Origin of the sequence: Streptomyces dryopteridis (assembly GCF_049606955.1) — a bacterium.
Taxonomy (GTDB): domain Bacteria; phylum Actinomycetota; class Actinomycetes; order Streptomycetales; family Streptomycetaceae; genus Streptomyces.
In genome coordinates this window covers 3,402,864-3,419,487 of the sequence record NZ_CP187113.1, presented here as the reverse complement: position 1 = coordinate 3,419,487, position 16,624 = coordinate 3,402,864, and the positions used below count along the sequence as shown (strand labels likewise).

At 74.5% G+C, this 16,624-nt stretch carries 15 protein-coding genes and 1 pseudogene; 7 read left to right on the top strand and 9 right to left on the bottom strand.

Annotated features, from left to right (window positions below; translation table 11 throughout):
• Positions 1 to 33 precede the first annotated feature (33 nt).
• The 3 genes from ACN20G_RS14660 to ACN20G_RS14650 all read right to left on the bottom strand — a co-directional run bounded on the left by ACN20G_RS14660 (position 34) and on the right by ACN20G_RS14650 (position 1,488).
• A complete protein-coding gene (locus ACN20G_RS14660) occupies positions 34 to 297 on the bottom strand; it encodes a DUF397 domain-containing protein (RefSeq protein WP_424213215.1) in 264 nt (87 codons plus the stop codon).
• Positions 298 to 385: 88 nt separating this feature from the next.
• Entirely contained in the window at positions 386 to 631 is a 246-nt protein-coding gene (locus tag ACN20G_RS14655) for a DUF397 domain-containing protein (protein WP_424215511.1), read from the bottom strand.
• A gap of 23 nt (positions 632 to 654) precedes the next feature.
• Positions 655 to 1,488: a helix-turn-helix domain-containing protein gene (locus ACN20G_RS14650; RefSeq protein ID WP_424213214.1), complete on the bottom strand. Its 834-nt coding sequence runs from the start codon at positions 1,486 to 1,488 to the stop codon at positions 655 to 657.
• A gap of 189 nt (positions 1,489 to 1,677) precedes the next feature.
• Between ACN20G_RS14650 and ACN20G_RS14645 the strand changes: the two genes are divergently transcribed.
• Together ACN20G_RS14645 and ACN20G_RS14640 are read left to right on the top strand one after the other, a co-directional pair.
• Positions 1,678 to 2,028, top strand: coding sequence for a hypothetical protein (locus ACN20G_RS14645; protein ID WP_424213213.1), 351 nt, complete (start codon positions 1,678 to 1,680; stop codon positions 2,026 to 2,028).
• A complete protein-coding gene (locus tag ACN20G_RS14640) occupies positions 2,025 to 2,252 on the top strand; it encodes a hypothetical protein (protein ID WP_424213212.1) in 228 nt (75 codons plus the stop codon). The genes ACN20G_RS14645 and ACN20G_RS14640 overlap by 4 nt, the downstream gene beginning before the upstream one ends.
• 137 nt (positions 2,253 to 2,389) lie before the next feature.
• On the opposite strand, the gene ACN20G_RS14635 is transcribed toward ACN20G_RS14640, so the two are convergent.
• A complete protein-coding gene (locus tag ACN20G_RS14635; RefSeq protein WP_424213211.1) occupies positions 2,390 to 4,135 on the bottom strand; it encodes an AMP-dependent synthetase/ligase in 1,746 nt (581 codons plus the stop codon).
• A gap of 333 nt (positions 4,136 to 4,468) precedes the next feature.
• Here ACN20G_RS14635 and ACN20G_RS14630 point away from each other — a divergent pair, with 333 nt between their 5' ends.
• Together ACN20G_RS14630 and ACN20G_RS14625 are read left to right on the top strand one after the other, a co-directional pair.
• The gene (locus ACN20G_RS14630) at positions 4,469 to 5,563 is read left to right on the top strand and encodes an AraC family transcriptional regulator (RefSeq protein ID WP_424213210.1); all 1,095 of its coding nucleotides are present in this window, start codon (positions 4,469 to 4,471) and stop codon (positions 5,561 to 5,563) included.
• Between the two features lie 228 nt (positions 5,564 to 5,791).
• Positions 5,792 to 6,964 carry a lipase family protein gene (locus ACN20G_RS14625; RefSeq protein ID WP_424213209.1) on the top strand — a complete coding sequence of 391 codons (1,173 nt, stop codon included), beginning with the start codon at positions 5,792 to 5,794 and terminating at the stop codon, positions 6,962 to 6,964.
• A gap of 119 nt (positions 6,965 to 7,083) precedes the next feature.
• On the opposite strand, the gene ACN20G_RS14620 is transcribed toward ACN20G_RS14625, so the two are convergent.
• Together ACN20G_RS14620 and ACN20G_RS14615 are read right to left on the bottom strand one after the other, a co-directional pair.
• Positions 7,084 to 8,817, bottom strand: coding sequence for an alpha/beta hydrolase (locus tag ACN20G_RS14620; RefSeq protein ID WP_424213208.1), 1,734 nt, complete (start codon positions 8,815 to 8,817; stop codon positions 7,084 to 7,086).
• Between the two features lie 175 nt (positions 8,818 to 8,992).
• Positions 8,993 to 10,921, bottom strand: coding sequence for an AMP-dependent synthetase/ligase (locus ACN20G_RS14615; protein WP_424213207.1), 1,929 nt, complete (start codon positions 10,919 to 10,921; stop codon positions 8,993 to 8,995).
• 260 nt (positions 10,922 to 11,181) lie between these two features.
• Between ACN20G_RS14615 and ACN20G_RS14610 the strand changes: the two genes are divergently transcribed.
• On the top strand, positions 11,182 to 11,604 hold the full coding sequence (locus tag ACN20G_RS14610) for a DUF4440 domain-containing protein (RefSeq protein WP_424213206.1): 423 nt from the start codon (positions 11,182 to 11,184) through the stop codon (positions 11,602 to 11,604).
• 86 nt (positions 11,605 to 11,690) lie between these two features.
• Here ACN20G_RS14610 and ACN20G_RS14605 read toward each other — a convergent pair whose 3' ends face one another.
• Positions 11,691 to 12,368, bottom strand: a complete 678-nt coding sequence (locus ACN20G_RS14605) for a TetR/AcrR family transcriptional regulator (RefSeq protein WP_424213205.1) — start codon at positions 12,366 to 12,368, stop codon at positions 11,691 to 11,693.
• A 143-nt stretch (positions 12,369 to 12,511) separates the two neighbouring features.
• On the opposite strand from ACN20G_RS14605, the gene ACN20G_RS14600 reads away from it, so the two are divergent.
• Positions 12,512 to 13,024 carry a hypothetical protein gene (locus ACN20G_RS14600; RefSeq protein WP_424213204.1) on the top strand — a complete coding sequence of 171 codons (513 nt, stop codon included), beginning with the start codon at positions 12,512 to 12,514 and terminating at the stop codon, positions 13,022 to 13,024.
• 76 nt (positions 13,025 to 13,100) lie between these two features.
• Complete coding sequence (locus ACN20G_RS14595) at positions 13,101 to 14,537, top strand: serine hydrolase domain-containing protein (protein WP_424213203.1); 1,437 nt, start codon at positions 13,101 to 13,103, stop codon at positions 14,535 to 14,537.
• A 5-nt stretch (positions 14,538 to 14,542) separates the two neighbouring features.
• On the opposite strand, the gene ACN20G_RS14590 is transcribed toward ACN20G_RS14595, so the two are convergent.
• Together ACN20G_RS14590 and ACN20G_RS14585 are read right to left on the bottom strand one after the other, a co-directional pair.
• Positions 14,543 to 15,910 carry a TerD family protein gene (locus ACN20G_RS14590; RefSeq protein WP_424215510.1) on the bottom strand — a complete coding sequence of 456 codons (1,368 nt, stop codon included), beginning with the start codon at positions 15,908 to 15,910 and terminating at the stop codon, positions 14,543 to 14,545.
• Between the two features lie 257 nt (positions 15,911 to 16,167).
• A pseudogene (locus ACN20G_RS14585) lies at positions 16,168 to 16,587 on the bottom strand (dicarboxylate/amino acid:cation symporter); the annotation flags it as partial.
• Positions 16,588 to 16,624 lie beyond the last annotated feature (37 nt).

Below are 16,624 nucleotides of genomic sequence, written 5' to 3'. Positions count from 1 at the left end.
GCCGGTGCCGTCAGGCGGGGCCGGCGCGAGAACTCACACGCCCGAGAAGGCCCCGCCCTTGACCCCGGCGACGAACGCCGAGAACGCGCCGACGGACGGCCGCAACACGGCCCCGGCGGGCACCTTGGAATCCCGCACGGGCACAACCCCGTGCACGGCGGCGACGTTCCCGGCGACGGAGACGCAGTTGCCGCCGTTGCTGCCGCTGTAGGAAGAGGTCGCCCAGACCTCCAGGCAGTCACCGCCGTTGCTGCTGTAGAAGGACTTGACCCACCCGGTCACACCGTCGCCGCTCACAGGACTCTCCCCTCGCCGTCACGCACGCACTGACGGCGACAGACTGCCCCGACCGGCCGGGGGCCACACCACAAGCCCCCGGCGGCACTCACACGGCCGGGAAGGCGCCGTCCTTCACACCGGCGACAAACGCCGAGAACGCGTCCACGGACGGCCGCAACACGGCCCCGGCAGGCACCTTGGAATCCCGCACGGGCACGACCCCGTGCACAGCGGCGACGTTCCCGGCGACGGAGACGCAATCGCCGCCGTTGTCGCTGTAGGACGAGGTGACCCAGACTTCGAGGCAGTTGCCCCCGTTGCTGCTGTGGCTCGACTTGTGCCAGTGCGAGATGGCCGGGGTGTGGGTCGATGTGCTCACTGATAGCCCTTTCGTACCGCGTTGATCATGGCCACGGAGTCCGGCTGCGACAGGGACTCGGCCTGGAGCTGATGGTAGGCCGTGAACAGATCCCGCACCGCAACTGATTCACGCTCCAGAAACCCCTGGTTCTGGGCCTCCATGTAGGCCACACCACTGCGGTCGGCCATCGTCAGCAGGTTGACCGGCAGGTTGATGGCCCTCCGCTCCCCCATCTCGAAGGGTGCAATCTGGAGAACCGTGTTCGGCCGCTCCGCGAACTCAATCAGGTGCTCCAGCTGCTCGGCCATCACCTCCCGCCCTCCGACGAGCCTGCGCACGCAGCTCTCGTCCAAGACCACGAACAGCATCGGGAGGTTCGCTCGCACCAGCTTGCTCTGCCGCTGCGCCAGGAACTCCAGTCGCTCCTCGGCCAGCTCAGGTGCGATGACCCCGCGTCGCACCGAGGCCAGCGCCAGCGTCCGCGCGTAGGCCGGGGTCTGGATCAGCCCGGGAATGATCCCGATCTGGTACAGCCGCAGGTCGATCGCCCGCGCCTCCAGCGCCGCGTACTCGGGGAAGCCGTCCAGCAGCACTCCGAGGCGGAGGTTCCGTTCGGCCGCCACGAGGGTGTCCGGTTCCTTGAGCCCGAAGACCTTGTCCCCACTTTGCGCGAGACGGCGAGTTGGAATCTTGCGACCGTTTTCCACGGCGGATATGTGCGCACCGGAGTACCCCATCTGCTCCCCCAGTTCGGTCTGCTTCCAGCCCCGCCCCTCACGCAGGCTGCGCAAACGCGCGCCGAAGGCTGCGGCCGGACTCACTTCGGGGGTCAACTCGCGCTTGTTCATTGACGCTTCACCGACCTATCTGCCAGGAACAACAAGTTGATGGTGGTCACGACCCTAGGCCAACCTGAGTACGCCCCGTGCCGGAACCGACACGGAGAGCAGCGCTTCCGGATGCGTGCGGGACCCCGTGCGCCTTGCCCGACCGCCCCTGTACCACCGGTGCCTCCCCCCACTCCCCTTGGAGTCGACGTGACCCGACCCTGTGGCGCCTCCACGCGCTTCCTGACCCCCGCCGTCCTCGCCCTCGTGCCGCCCGACACCGACCACGACGCCCGCGCCGCGTGCGAGCTCGTCGCCGGGCACCCGGGGGAGCACGCGGACCACGTCTGTTACCGCGTCGAGGACCCGCCCGTGTTCACCTCGCTGTGGGCCCGTTGGGGCGAGGATCCGGCGTTGATGCGGCCCGAGGAGAACCCCGAGTGCCTCTCCCGCGAGGACGGCTCGGAGGCCGGCGGCGAGGTGTGCACGCTGTGGGGCGGGCACCCCGGGCCGCACTCCTGGGTGCTGCCCGCCGGCGAGGGGCCGGAGCCGAGGCCGTGAGCCGGCCCGACGCCGAGCCCCCGGGGGCCGCACCCGCCGGGGAGGCAGTCATGACCCTGCGGGTCTCGCGGGACGGCGGGCGCAGTTGGGGGCCCCGGTGGACGGTGATCCCCGACCGGCGGGCCGGCTCCCGCGAGTACGCGCCCCGCTGGCCCCCGTGCCGCTGCCCCCGCTGCCGTTCGCACTCCGCCGCCCCGCCGCCCCCGCCCGACCTCACCTTCTGAGCCCCGCCCCCGCGCCCCGCTCTCGAAACCCCGTTCCCGAACCCGCCCGGTGACCCCGTCCTCCTCCCCCCGAGGGCGGTGGGTCCCGTGCGTGACGCTCTCCACCCAAGGTCAGGGCCCGCTGCCGGGCCCCGGGATCAGGGTGTGGCGTCGGGCTTCGGGCCCGTCGCGTACAGGGCCTCCACCCGCTCCGCGTACCGCCGCAGGATCTCGGCGCGGCGCAGTTTCAGCGTGGGGGTGAGGGTGCCCGCAGCGACGGTGAACTCCTCGTCCAGGATCGCGAACGCGCGGATCCGGGCCGGGCGGGCGACCCGTTCGTTGGCCTCCGTCACCGCCCGTTCGACCTCCGCCCGGACCGCCGGGTGGTTCGCCGGCCGGTTCCCGACCTCCGTGCCCGTCTCCTTCGCCCAGCCCGCGAGCTCCGCCTCGTCCAGGGTGATCAGCGCGACCGGGTACGGTCGCCGGTCCCCGACCAGCACGGCCCGCGAGACCAGGCGGGCCCGCTGGACCGCGAACTCCACCTCCGTGGGGGTGATGTTCTTGCCCGCCGAGGTGATGATCAGCTCCTTCTTGCGGCCCGTGATCCGCAGGAACCCGTCCTCGTCGAGGGTTCCGAGATCGCCCGTCCGCAGCCAGCCCTCCCCGTCCAGCGTCTCGTCCGTGGCCGTCGGGTTCGCGTGGTAGCCGCCGAAGACCATCGGGCCGCGCGCCAGCACCTCCCCGTCCTCGGCGATCCGCACCTCGCAGCCCTCCACCGGCCGTCCGACCGTGCCGTACCGGACCGCCCCCGGGTGGTTGAGGGTGATCAGCCCGCCCGACTCCGTCATCCCGTAGCCCTCGAACACCCGGATCCCGCAGGCCCGCAGCAGGTCCAGGGTCTCGATCGCGATCGGGGCGCCGCCCGTGGTCGCCCACCGCAGCCGGCCCCCGAACGCGGCCCGCACCAGCCCGTACAGGCCGTCCTCCGCGCTCTGCCACGTCTCCCGTTCGGTCTTCGTCAGCTCCTCGCCCTCCGCCTTGAGCACCCCCACCCGGACGGCCTCCGCCAGCCGTTCCGACCCGCCCTCGGATCCCGCCGCCAGGCCCGCGACCACCGCGTGCACCTTCTCGAACAGGCGCGGCACGGACGGCAGGTGGGTGGGGCTGACCTCCGCGAGTTCCCCGATCACGTCCTCCACCCGGCCGCCGAAGTAGGCCAGCTCCCCGCCCTTCAGCAGGGTCGTGAACTGGATCATCTGGGCCAGCAGGTGGGCCAGCGGCAGGTACAGGTACGTGCGGTCCCCGGGCTCCGACACCACCAGCGGCACCGAGGCCCGCTGCACGGCCGTGAAGTTCCCGTGGCTGAGCCGGCAGCCCTTGGGCGGGCCCGTGGTGCCGGAGGTGTAGACGAGGGCGGCCTCGGCGTCGGGGTGCGGCTCGGCGGCCGGCCCCGGGGGCACGGGGCCGCCGGCCGGGTCGGTGAGCGCCGCCATCACGACCACCTCCCGCAGCGCCGGGAACCGCCCGCGCAGGTCCCGTACCCGTTCGGCCCGGTCCTCGTCGTCGCAGACCGCGACCGTCGCCCCCGAGTCGGACAGCACCCAGCACAGCTCCTCCGGGCCCGCCGTGGGATAGACGGGCACGATCACGGCGCCGATCCGCAAGGCCCCCAGGTGCGTGACGGTCCACGCGTACCGGGTCTCGCCGATCACCGCGACCCGGTCCCCCGGCCGCACCCCGAGCCCCCGCAGCACCTCGCCGGCGGTCGCGCAGTCCGCGCCCAGGGTCGCGTAGTCGCGCACGGCCCAGCCCTCCGGGGCGGCCGGGTCGCGGAAGCGGACGGCGGGGGCGGCGCCGTGGCGGGCCGCGACGTGGTCGGAGAGCCCGGCCAGCGTCACGGGCACGGGCACGGGCTCTGCGCCGGCCGACACCCCGCCGAACCCCGGCGCGTCCGTCCCCGCCCCACCCGTCCCCGGCCCGTCCGTCCCTGTCCCGCTCGCCCCTGTCCCGCCCGCTCCTGCCCCGCCCGTCCCCGTGCCGTGCGTCCCCGGTGTCCCGTGCTGCGCGTCCATCGGCCCTCGCCCTCCGCCGCGTCCCGCTCCGGCTCGTCCTCGTGTCCGTCCTCGTGCTCGTGCTCGTGCTCGTCCCCCGATGCTCGACAGGGCGCGGCCACCCCCGCCATGACCAATCCCGTCGCCCCCGCTGACCCGGGCGCTCAGCGCCGTTACCGTCGTGTCATGACGCTGACCCCGGGACGGCGGACGGTCACGGTGCACCACGTACGAGCCGTGCTCGACGGGGCACGGCGGGCCGGCATCGACACCGCCACGCTGCTGCACGAGGCGAACATCCCCCCGCTGCTCGCGGAGGACGCGCGGGCCCGGGTCACGGCCGGGCAGTTCTCCCGCCTGTTCCGCGCCCTGTACCTCGCCACGCAGGACGAGTTCCTGGGGCTGGGCGCGACGCCGAGCCGGCCGGGCACCTTCGCGATGATGTGCAAGGCCGCCCTGGGCTGCCCCGACCTCGGCTCCGCCCTCGACCGGGCGGGCCGGTTCTACGGGCTCTTCCCGGGCGGCCCGCGGCTGGCCGTGCAGCGTCCACCCGGGCCGCACGCCGTGTTCCGCCTGTTCGACGCGTTCCCCGGCGACCGACACCGTTTTCTCACCGAGAGCGTGCTGATCATCTTCCACCGGCTGGGCAGTTGGCTGATCGGCCGCGACATTCCCTTGCTGCGCGCCGAGTTCGCCTACCCCCCGCCCGTTCACCACGAGGAGTACGCCGAGCTCTTCGACTGCCCCGCGCGCTTCGAGGCGGAGGTGACGGGGGTGTGGTTCGACGCGCGGGCCCTGTCGGCGCCGCTGGTGCGGGACGAGGCGGCGGTGGACGCGATGCTGCGGCGGGCCCCGTTCGACCTGCTGGCGCGGCCCGCGCACGGGCGGGTGCCGGTGGGCGAGCAGGTCCGCGGGGCGCTCTCGGGCGCGTTGCGGACCGGTCGGCCGCTGCCGGGGGCGGGCGAGGTCGCGGAGCGGCTCGCGGTCTCGCCGGCCACGCTGCGAAGGCGGTTGGAGCGCGAGCACACCTCGTACCGGCGGCTGCGGGACGAACTGCTGCGGGACGAGGCCCTGGCCGCGCTCGCGGGCGGGGTCGAACCGATCGGGGAACTGGCGGTGCGCCTGGGCTTCTCCGAGGACACCGCCTTCCACCGGGCGTTCCGGCGCTGGACGGGCACCACCCCGGCCCGCCACCGCGCCCTCGGCGCACCCGCCGAACCCGCGCCGGACACGGCCGGGGACGGGCCGGGGGAGGCCGGCGGCCCGCGCTGTTTCACGTGAAACACGCGCGGCGCAGCGCGTCTCGTCGCAGCCCTCCGCGCACCCCGCCGTATCGCGTTGTTTCACGTGAAACGGCGTGAAACCACTGCGCGCAGAGCCCGGGTGACGGGGCGTGTGACGCGCCGGGTCGGCAAAGGCGCGCGTTCCGGTCAGCGACCCGGGGGCCGGCAGCTCGCTACCTTCGGGCCACACCCCCACTCGCTGCGCACCCCTTGGGAGAGCCGCCCCATGCGTATTCGCGAACTCGTGCTCGCCGGCGCCCTCGCCGCCGTCTCCGTCGGCGCCCTGCTCACCGCCCCGGCCACCGCCGCCGACACCCCCGCCGCCGCCGGCGGGTCCCCGGGCGACCTGGTGACCACCGCGCCCTCCGAATTTCACCCCCTGCCCCTGCAACCCACCAACACCGACGCCTGGCGGATCGAGTACCGCTCCACCACCGCCGACGGGGCCCCGAACGTGGTCTCCGGCACCGTGATCGTCCCCCGTGACGGGCGCACCGGCCCTCGTCCGCTGGTCACGTACGCGGTGGGCACGGTCGGGCTGGGCGATTCCTGCGCGCCCAGCGCCAACTTCCCCAAGGGCACGGCCATGGAGGCCAACCTGATCCAGCAGCTCACCTGGCGCGGGTGGGCCGTGGTCGTCACCGACTACGAGGGGCTCGGCACCCCCGGCACCCACACGTACACGGTGGGCCCGTCCGCCGGGCACGCGATGTTGGACGCGGCCCGCGCGGCCCTGCGGCTGCCCGAGGCACGGGGCGCGGGGCTGGGGCCGGACAGCCCGGTCGGGATCATGGGCTACTCGCAGGGCGGGCAGGCGTCGAGCTGGGCCGCCCAGCTGTCCGGGAGCTACGCGCCGGAGTTGAAGGTGAAGGGCACGGCCACCGGCGGGGTCCCGGGTGATCTGCTGAAGGTCGCCGACTTCAACGACGGTTCCTATGGCGCCGGCCTGGTGTTCATGGCGGCGGCCGGTCAGGACGCGGCCTTCCCCGAGCTGAAGCTGGACTCGTACCTCAACGACAAGGGGAAGAAGCTGGTCGGGTTCCTGCGCGAGAACTGCGTGATCATCGACGCGGGGGTCGGGGCCTTCAGCAAGATCTCGGACCTGACCACGACGAACCCCCTGGACCGGCCCGAGTGGCAGGCCCGGCTGAACCAGTCGAAGCTCGGCCTGATCGCGCCGGCCGCCCCGGTGTTCCAGTACCACGCGCTGGGCGACGAGTTGATCCCGTACGCGGTGGGTCGGGAGGTGCGGTCCGGTTGGTGCGCGCGCGGCGCGAACGTGGAGTGGGACACGATCCTGATCGGTGAGCACGTCAGCGGGGTGATCACCCAGGCGCCGCGGGTGCTGGGGTGGATGGCGGACCGGTTCGCGGGGAAGGCCGCGCGACCCAACTGCTGACCCCGACGCGGGCGGCCCATCACGGGGCCGCCCTTCACCGGCCGCGCGTCGCCGGGCCGTGCGTCGCCGGGCCCCCGGTGTCCGTTCCCTCGCGGGGCGGGCGCCGGGGGCCCGTTCGGCTACTCGTTCGCGCCGCAGGAGCGGGTGCCGCGCGGCAGCCGGCCCTCGACGAGGAAGGTGTCGACCTCGGCGCGGACGCAGCGGGAGACGGCGTAGGCCCCGTGCCCGTCGCCCTTGTAGTCGAGGATCGTGGCGCTCGGGCCGAGCCGGCGGGCGGTCTCCTCGGTCCACCGGTAGGGGGTGGCCGGGTCGCCCCGGGTGCCGACGAGCAGCAGTCGGGGCAGTCCCTTGGGGGGCTGGATGTCGCGGATGAAGTCCGTGCCGGCGGGGCGCCCGTAGCAGGCGAGGACGGTGGCGAGCTGGGTCCGGCCGAACAGCGGCGAGGCCCGCTCGAACAGCGGCTCCAGGGCGTCGATCTCGCGTTCCACGACCTGCGGGGTGGCCTTGTCGAGGCTGCGGTCGGGGTCGTCGGCGCAGTTCACGGCGTTGAGGGCGGCCCGGAAGTTGTCGGCGGGCACGGGCACGGGGCCGCCGACGGCCCCCGAGTCCGGGTCCTGCGGGTCGGGCGCTCCCCCGCCGAGTTGCAGCAGCCCGCTGGGGTCGTGGTCGCGGGAGGCCAGGTTGAGGGCCTCGGCGAGGATCGGCCAGGCGGTCCGGGAGTACAGGGCGGTGCCGATCGCGCCGATCACGTCGCCGCCGGTGAACAGGGTGCCGTCGTCGCCGACGAGGGGTTCGGCGTCCATGCGGCGCACGAGCGCGTCGAGGCGGGTCCTGGCGGTGCGGGAGTTGGTGCCGAGCACGCAGCCGGTCTGTTTGGCGCACCAGCCGAGGAAGTTGTCGAGGGCCTGTTGTTGGCCGGCGGCCGAGACCAGGGCCTGTTCGGCGAGGGGTTCGGAGAGGGTGTCCACGCCGTCGAGGACCATCCGTCCGACGTTGCGCGGGTAGAGGGCGGCGTAGACGGCGCCGAGCCGGGTGCCGTAGGAGAACCCGAGGTAGTTGAGCTTGCGGTCGCCGACGGCTTGGCGCAGCACGTCAAGGTCGCGGGCCACGTCCACGGTGCCCACGTGCGGCAGCACCGGGCCGGAGTGTTCCGCGCAGCGTTTGGCGTAGGCGCGCAAGGCGGCGAGCTGGGCGGCGGCGTCGGCCCCGGGCGGGACGCTCAGGTCGTCGTCCCCGCAGCTCACGGGCGCGCTGTAGCCGACCCCGCGCGGGTCGAAGCCGATCAGGTCGTAGGACTCGCCGAGGTCGATGAACTGGTGCCGGGCGGCGGCGAGGCCCTCGGTGCCCTGGCCGCCGGGGCCGCCGAAGTTCAGGAAGAGGGAGCCGAGGCGGTGCGGGCCGGTGGCGGGGATCTTCAGCAGCGCCAGCCGGATGCTGCCCTTGTCGGGGTGGGCGTGGTCCAGGGGCACGAGGGCGGTGCCGCAGCGCAGGTTGGGGTCCTTGGGGCGGTTCGGGCAGTCGCCCCAGCGGATCTTCTGGTGGGCGTCGGCGAGCATCGACTCGTCGGGCGGCAGCTCCCCGCCGGTGGGCACGGGCGCGGGCGGTTCGACGGGGACCTCGGTGGGCTCGTCGGTGGGCTGCGCGGTGCGCGCGGGGGCCGGGGGGATCGGGGCGGGCGTCGGCGAGACGAACGGGGGCGGGGTCGGGGTCGCGGTCCCGCTGGGGTGCGGGGTGGGCGCGGCGAGGGCGGGGGCGACGGGCCCGAGGAGGCCGCCGGCGAGCAGCGCGGCGGTCGCGAGGGCGACGGCGCGGGCGGACGGCGGTATCGGCATCGGGCGGGAACGGCGGCGCACGGCACCCTCCTGGCACTCTGGCGCCCCGCGTCGGGCCGGGGAGCGGCCCGGGCGCGGGGGGTCCTGGCGTGGCCCCCTCGGTCCGACGCCTGCGCGTCCGGCCGGTCCGCCCACGATAGGCGGCCCGTCCCGGCCCCGCTCGTTCGGCGGGGGCGGCGCCCGTTCGGCGCCGGCCTCAGCCCCGTTCGGCGTAGAGCCCGGCGACGATCGCCTCGTGGTCGCGCAGGATGGCGGCCCGGCGCAGTTTCAGCGAAGGTGTCAGATGGCCTCTGACCTCGGTGAACTCGGTGGGCAGGAGGGCGAAGCGGCGGATGGACTCGGCGCGGGAGACCAGCCGGTTGGCCTCGTCCACCGCGCGTTGCACGTCGGCGCGCAGGTCGGGGTCGTGGACGAGGACGGGCAGCGGCACGTCCTGTTTGCGGCGCATCCACCGCCAGTGCGCGAGGCCCTCGGGTTCGAGGGTGATCAGGGCCGTGACGTAGGGCCGGCGGTCGCCGAGGACCAGGCACTGGCCGACCAGCGGGTGGGCGCGGACGGCGTCCTCCAGCGGGGCCGGGGCCACGTTCTTGCCGCCCGAGGTGATGATCAGGTCCTTCTTGCGGCCGGTGATGGCGAGGTGTCCGGCCTCGTCGAGGGCGCCGATGTCCCCGGTGGCGAACCAGTGGTCGGGGGCCTGGGTCTCGCCGGTGTTCCAGTAGCCGGCGAACACGTTCCGGCCGCACAGCCAGATCTCGCCGTCGTCGGCGATGCGGACGCCGGTGCCGGGCAGGGGCAGGCCGACGGTGCCGGGGCGGGGGTCGTGCGGCGGGGTGACGGTGGCGGCGCCGGTGGTCTCGGTGAGCCCGTAGCCCTCGTAGACGCGGATGCCGACGCCCGCGTAGAAGGCGGCGAGGCGGGAGCCGAGCGGGGAGCCGCCGGAGATCGCGTGCCGGACCCGGCCGCCCAGGGCCTCGCGGATGCGCCGGTAGACGAGGGGCTCGTAGAGGGCGTGGGCGGCGCGCAGGGCCAGTCCGGGGCGACGTCCGGCGAGGGTCGCCTCGCCCCAGGCGCGGGCGGTCTCGGCGGCGCGGTCGAAGGCGGCGGCCTTGCCGGCGCGTTCGGCGGTGGCCCGGGCGCTGTTGTGGACCTTCTCCAGCACGTAGGGGATGGCGAGGAGGAAGGTGGGGCGGAATCCGGCCAGGTCGGCGAGGAGGTCCTCGCCGGCGATGCTGGGGGCGTGCCCGAGTTTGACGCGGGCGCGCAGGCAGCCGATGGCGACCATCCGGCCGAAGACGTGGGCGAGCGGCAGGAAGAGCAGGGTGGTGGCGGGTTCGTCGGTGAGGGAGCGGAAGACGGGGTGGAGGAGTTCGACGGCGTTGTCGACCTCGGAGAGGAAGTTGCCGTGGGTCAGGACGCAGCCCTTGGAGCGGCCGGTGGTGCCGGAGGTGTGCACGAGGGTCGCGACGTGGGCGGGGACGAGCGAGGCGCGGCGTTCGTGGACCACGTGGTCGGGGAGGTGCGCGCCGGCGGCCACGAGCTGGGCGACGGCTCCGGTGTCGCACTGCCACAGGTGCAGCAGGCCGGGCAGCCGGCCGCGTTCGCCGCTGACCAGGCGGGCCCGTTCGGTGTCCTCGACCAGGCAGGCGACGGCGCCGGAGTCGTGCAGGATCCAGGCGACCTGGTGGGCCGAGGCGGTGGGGTAGACGGGCACGGTGACCAGGCCGGCGGCCCAGGCGGCGAAGTCGAAGAGGGTCCACTCCCAGGTGGTGCGGGACATCACGGCGAGCCGGTCGCCGGGGTTCAGGCCGACCGCGATCAGGCCCTTGGCGAGGGCGAGGACCTCGGCGGCGAAGGCGGCGGCGGACACGTCGTGCCACCGCCCGTCGGGGCCCTTGCGGGCGAGGACGGGGGCGTCGGGGGCCTCGCGGGCGTTGTCGAAGGGGATGTCGGCGAGGGAGCCGGTGTGGGGCGGGGGCACCAGCGCGGGCACCCATGCCTGGCGGACGACGCCGTCCTCGACGGTCAGGACCGGCGGGGCGGGCGGGGCGGGCCGGGCGGACGGTGGGGAGTCGGCCGGCGACGGTCGCGGGGATGGTGACTGCGGCGCGAATTCCACGGGCGGCACGGGACCCTCCTCGGGTCTGGACGGCGCGTCACTGCGCGTTACCGCCGGTAATGTACGCACGGGTAACGGCCCCTGACCAGCCCCGCGCACACACCTCGCACACCTCCCCCACACCCGCCGGCCCCGCCGCCCGCCCCCCGGCGGCCCGCCGGCACCCGCGTCGACCCCGGGCCCGGCCGGCCGGAAACCGCCGGTGCACGCCCCGCACATGCCCTGCGCGCGCCCTGTTCGCGGGCCGGGCTCGGTGTTACCGTCCGCCCGTGACCACTGCCGCGACCGCCGCCGCGACCAAGGCCGAACTCGACTCCCTGACCGCCGAGTTCTTCGGCGCCTTCGACAACCGCGGCGGCCGGCCCGCCCGGGTCTCCCGGATCTCGGACCTGATGCTGCCGGGCGGGATCATCGTGCGCACCGGGCCCGGATTCACGGCCCACACCGTCGCCGAGTTCGTCGAACCCCGGCGCGAACTGCTGGCCTCCGGGCGGCTGGTGGAGTTCGCGGAGTGGGAGACCTCGGAGCACACCGAGGTCTCCGGCGACGTGGCCGCGCGGATCGGGACCTACCGCAAGTCGGGGATCCTCGACGGGGTCGCCTTCGAGGGCGGCGGCACGAAGACCTTCCAGTTCGTCCGCACCCCGGCGGGATGGCGCATCGCCGCGTTCTCCTGGCACGACCTGGACTGACGACCGCCCGGGCGCGGAGGGCGGCGCCTCGGGGGCGCACCTGAGGGATCGCGCCTCGGAGTGGCCGCGCGCCAGGGGGCCGCGCCTCAGGGGGCCGCGCGCCGGGCCGCCTCCAGGCCGTGCAGCAGGGCCCGCAGGCCGTGTTCGAAGACCCCGTCGGGCACCCCGTTGTAGTCCGCGACCGGCGAGTCCAGCCGGGCCCGGATCCGCGGGTGTGCGGCGGCCACCTCGGCGGCCTCCTCCATCATCCGCGCCAGCGCCTCCTCCACGTTCGAGCCGTCCCGGCCCAGCCGGCGGTGCAGGGAGCCGGTCGCGGCGGCGGTGACGGCGTTGCCGAGCACGAAGGTGAACACGGCGGTGGCGGCCAGGTCGGCCTGCGGGCCGGTGAACCCGGCGACCTCGAAGACCTCCAGGATCCGATCGTCGTAGCGGGCCTTGGCCGGGCCGTAGAACACGTGCGAGCCCATCGCCTGCACCAGCCAGGGGTGCCGCCCGAACAGCTCGTACAGGCCGGTCGCCAGGGCCTCGGCCGGCTCGCGCCAGTCCGGGGCCTCGGCCTCGGGCAGCGCGACCTCCTCCCAGACCCGGTCGCCGACGAGGACCACGAGGTCGTCCTTGTTCTTGACGTGCCAGTAGACGGCCGTGGGGGCCGAGCCGAGGCGCTTGCCGAGGCTGCGCATGTTCAGCCCCTCCAAGCCCTCGTCGTCGAGCAGCTCGATCGCGGTCGAGGCGATCTGTTCCAAGGTCAGCGTGTTGCGCGGCATGGGCCCACGATAGGCGCCGGCACCCCTCTTGAACAAAGTTCAGGAAACCTCTTGCACAGTGTTCAAGTCGTCGGGCACTCTTCTCTCCTACTTAGTTCAAGTCGATCCGGCGCCGAGCCGGACCACCGGACCAGGGAGTCCCCGTGAACGTGTTCGCCGCCGTCCTCCAGTCGCTCGTCGCCCTCGCGTTCCTCTCCATCCCGCTGGTCCGCGCCCGGCACGGCGCTCACGCCATGGCCGCCGCCGAGGCCGAACTGACCCGCCAGGGCGTCCGCCCCTCGGTGCTCACGGAGAACGGGATGCGCTTCGACGCCGGCGGGCACGAGACCTGGGCCCCGGTGACCATCGCCGCCGCGATGCTGACGGGCGCCGGCGCGAACCTCGCCGGCGTCTCCTGGGCCGGCCCGGTCACCTGGACGCTGACCGTCGCGGTCGTGCTCGTCAACGCGGCGATCCTCCACAGCAACCTCACCGCCGTCCGCTCCGTCACCGCCGCCTTCGCCCGCAAGGGCGGGGAACTGGCCCGGATCGACGTGCGCGGCCTGCTCACCGTCGCCGAGAACGCGTTCCCGACCTGGGTCCGGATCCTCCAGAACGCGCGCCACGCGGTGGTCTTCGGCGGCGCCCTCGGCGCCCTGGCCCTCATCGCCCTCTGACTCCGACCCGCCGCGCACGGCACCCACTCACACGCCACGCCCACCCACCCACCCGCACACCCAAGGGAGCCCCACCATGACCTTCGACCCGACCCTCCGCGCCCGCTTCACCGCCTTCGTCGCCGACGCCGCCCGACGGCACGGCATCCCCGGGGCCTCGGCCGGCATCCGCCACGGCGGCCACGAGCTCTTCGCCTCCCACGGCGTGACCTCCCTGGACCCCGCCGACGCGCCGCGGCCCGTGGACGAGCACACCCCGTTCGCCGTCGGTTCGATCACCAAGACCCTCACCGCCACCGCCCTGCTCCGACTCGCCGAACAGGGCGCGGTGCACCTGAACGACCCGGTGACGCGCCACGTGCCCGAACTCCGGCTCGCCGACCCGGCCGCCGCCGACCGGATCACCCTGCGGATGCTGCTCAACCACACCGCCGGCCTCGACTGGAACCTGGTCACCGACACCGGGGAGGGGGACGACGCCCTGGCCGCGTTCGTCGCCGGGCTCGACGAACTCACCCTGATCGGCGAACCCGGCGCCAGACCCTCCTACAGCCAGGCCGGGTTCAACCTGCTGGGCCGGGTCATCGAGAAGGTCACCGGCCGGACCTACGAACGGGCCGTACAAGACCTGCTCCTGACCCCCTTGGGCCTGGACTCCACCACCTTCGCCCCCGACCCCGGCCGCACCAGCCCCGGCCGCCCCGACCCCGCCCGTGACCCCGCCGCCGACCGGCCGCCGGCCGTGGGCCACAACACCAGCCCGGACGGCGCCCTCGAAGGGGTCGGCGACTGGCGGATCGGCCGGGCCGACCACCCGGGCGGCGGCGCCCTCGCCTCCGCCGCCGACCAACTCCGCTGGGCCGCGTTCCACCTCGGCGACGGCCGCGCCCCGAACGGCGAGCGCCTCCTGACCCCCGAGACCCTGCGGGCGATGCGCACCCCCACCGCGACCCTGCGCGCGAGCACCCTCGGCGACGCCCTGGGGCTGTGCTGGTTCCTCCGCGAGATCGACGGGGTCCCCACCATCGGGCACGGCGGCTCCACCAACGGCCAGTTCGCCGAACTGCTCCTGGCCCCCGAGCGCGGGTTCGCCGTGACCTCGGCGGCGAACGCCGGGCCCGCCGGCATCGTCTTCAACCAAGAGGTGGTGCGCTGGGCCCTGGAAAACGTGCTGGGCGCTGTCGACCGCGACCCCGAGCCCCTCCCCCACGACCCGGCGCGGGCCGCAGAGTTCGCCGGGGTCTACGAGATCGACGCGATGTGGCTCACCATCACCGCCGACGAGCACGGCATGGCCCTCGGGGCGGCCTTGAAGGCCGAGGTGCGCGCCGCCTCCGACACCCCCATGCCCCCGGACCACGAGCCCGCCGCGATGGGCCTGCTCCCCGGCGACGAGTACGTGGTGACGGCCGGCGGCCTGTCCGGCCAGCGCGGGTTCTTCACCCGGGACTCCTCCGGCCGGATCACCGGCGTGGACCTGGCCGGACGCCTCTTCACCCGGACCGATCGGTGACGGGGCTACTTGCGGCCGATGCCCCAGCGCAGGCCCCAGCCGTAGGCCGCGTCCACCGCGCTCTGGATGCCGCCCGTCCGGTCGGGGGCGATGAATCGGGCCTCGCGCCGGACCACGAGTTCACCGCCCACGTTCTCCACCATCGCCACGGCCACGGCGGGGGCGACCTTCTGGGTGCACTCGTCCAGGCGCAGCTCGATCGGGGCGCCGTGCTGCGGGTACAGGGTGACGATCCCGTCGATGCCCTTGAAGGTGACGGCCCCCTCGTAGATGCAGGCGAAGATGAGGATGCGCCGGAACTTGGCACTGTGGTCGAGGTTGATCGTGAGGTTCTCGCCGCCGGCCGAGGCGCCCGTGCGGTCGTCGCCGTCGAGCTGGATGTAGGGCGGGGCGGTCAGGGAGCCGAACTGGCGGCCCAGGGCCTGCACGATGCCCTTCGATCCGTCGGTCAGCTCCCACAGACAGGCCAGGTCCAGGTCGAGGTCCCGGTTCATCAGCCCGGACAGGAACCCGCGCTGGGGGCGTTCGCGCATGGTCCAGTTCAGGTTCACCCGCATCGCGCCGGAGGAACCGCCCTGCTTGGCGAGGGAGACGGTCGGGGCCTGCTTGGTGAGCGTGACCTTCTCCAGGCGCACCGGCCGGGCCGCACTCGCGGCGGCGGGAGCGGGGGTCGGGGTGGCCGGGCCGGCGCCCCGGGGGGTGCCGAAGGGGTTGGTCACGTACGGGGACTGCGCGTGCGGGGCGGGGGCCTGAGCCGGCGCGGGCGGCGCGGGAGGGCTCGTCCGGGCGGCGGCCGGGCGGCTCATGGAGATCGGGGGCGCGGGCGCCGGGGTCGGGGCCGGTGCGGGAGTCTGGGGCTCGTCCACGGAAATCCCGAAGTCCCGGGCCAGACCGGCCAGCCCCGAGTCGTAGCCCTGGCCGACCGCCCGGAACTTCCACGCCCCGGCCCGCCGGTACAGCTCGCCCAGGATGAACGCCGTCTCGGCCCCGGCGCCGGGGCTGTCGAAGCGGGCGATCTCGGCGTCGGTGGCCGCGTCGAGGAGCCGGACGTGCAGACCGGGGACGGACCCGAAGGTGCCGCCGTCGGCGGACGCGGCCAGGAGCACCCGTTCCACCGAGGGCTCCACGGCGTGCAGGTCCACCGCCAGGGTGTCGGTGACGGCGTCGCCGACGGTGCGCTTGCCCTCGTGGCGCACGGCACCGGCCGGGTGCCGGGGCTGGTTGTAGAAGACGAAGTCGTCGTCGTCGCGGACCCGGTCCCCGACGAGCAGGAGGGCGGATGCGTCGGCGTCGGGCGTGCCGGGGCGGGCCGTCCAGCCGAGCACCGCCCGCACCGCCGGTGCGCCGACCGGCACGTTGGACCCCTTGGACATCGTCACCCGAACTCCTCCTCCGACCGACGGCGGCGACCCCGCCCCGTCGAACGTGTCCGGGGACGCGGACCGCCGCACCGCGTTGGGACCGACCCTAGTGCGCCCGGCCCGTCCCGCAAGGGGGACGGAGGTCCCCCGGGGCTGCCCTGCCGACCCGCCGACGTACCACCCCGGCGCACGGGCACGACGAAGCCCCCGCCCGGACGGGGGCGGGGGCTTCGGACGCCGGTGCCGACGAGCGGCGGGGCTCCGGCGGATCAGGCGGCGGCCGGGACCGGGGTCTTGGCCGGGGCGGCGGGCTCGTCCAGCGGGGAGGAGGAGGCCGACTCGTACGCCTTCGTGTCGAGGATGTTCTCGCGGGCCGCGACGATGACCGGGACCAGGGCCTGACCGGCCACGTTGGTGGCGGTGCGCATCATGTCGAGGATCGGGTCGATGGCCAGCAGCAGGCCGACGCCCTCCAGCGGCAGGCCCAGGGTGGACAGGGTCAGGGTCAGCATCACGGTCGCGCCGGTCAGACCGGCGGTGGCGGCGGAGCCGACCACGGAGACGAACGCGATCAGCAGGTAGTCACCGATGCCGAGCTGCACGTCGAAGATCTGCGCGATGAAGATCGCGGCGAGCGCCGGGTAGATCGCGGCGCAACCGTCCATCTTGGTGGTGGCGCCGAACGGTAGTCACAGTTTGGGGGTACGATGCCCCCATGATCACAGG

Coding starts and splice junctions, on each gene's coding strand:
- ACN20G_RS14625 (WP_424213209.1), top strand. CDS start 5,792: ATGCGTATTCGCGAACTCGTGCTCGCCGGCGCCCTCGCCGCCGTCTCC.
- ACN20G_RS14595 (WP_424213203.1), top strand. CDS start 13,101: ATGACCTTCGACCCGACCCTCCGCGCCCGCTTCACCGCCTTCGTCGCC.
- ACN20G_RS14630 (WP_424213210.1), top strand. CDS start 4,469: ATGACGCTGACCCCGGGACGGCGGACGGTCACGGTGCACCACGTACGA.
- ACN20G_RS14590 (WP_424215510.1), bottom strand. CDS start 15,910: ATGTCCAAGGGGTCCAACGTGCCGGTCGGCGCACCGGCGGTGCGGGCG.
- ACN20G_RS14605 (WP_424213205.1), bottom strand. CDS start 12,368: ATGCCGCGCAACACGCTGACCTTGGAACAGATCGCCTCGACCGCGATC.
- ACN20G_RS14650 (WP_424213214.1), bottom strand. CDS start 1,488: ATGAACAAGCGCGAGTTGACCCCCGAAGTGAGTCCGGCCGCAGCCTTC.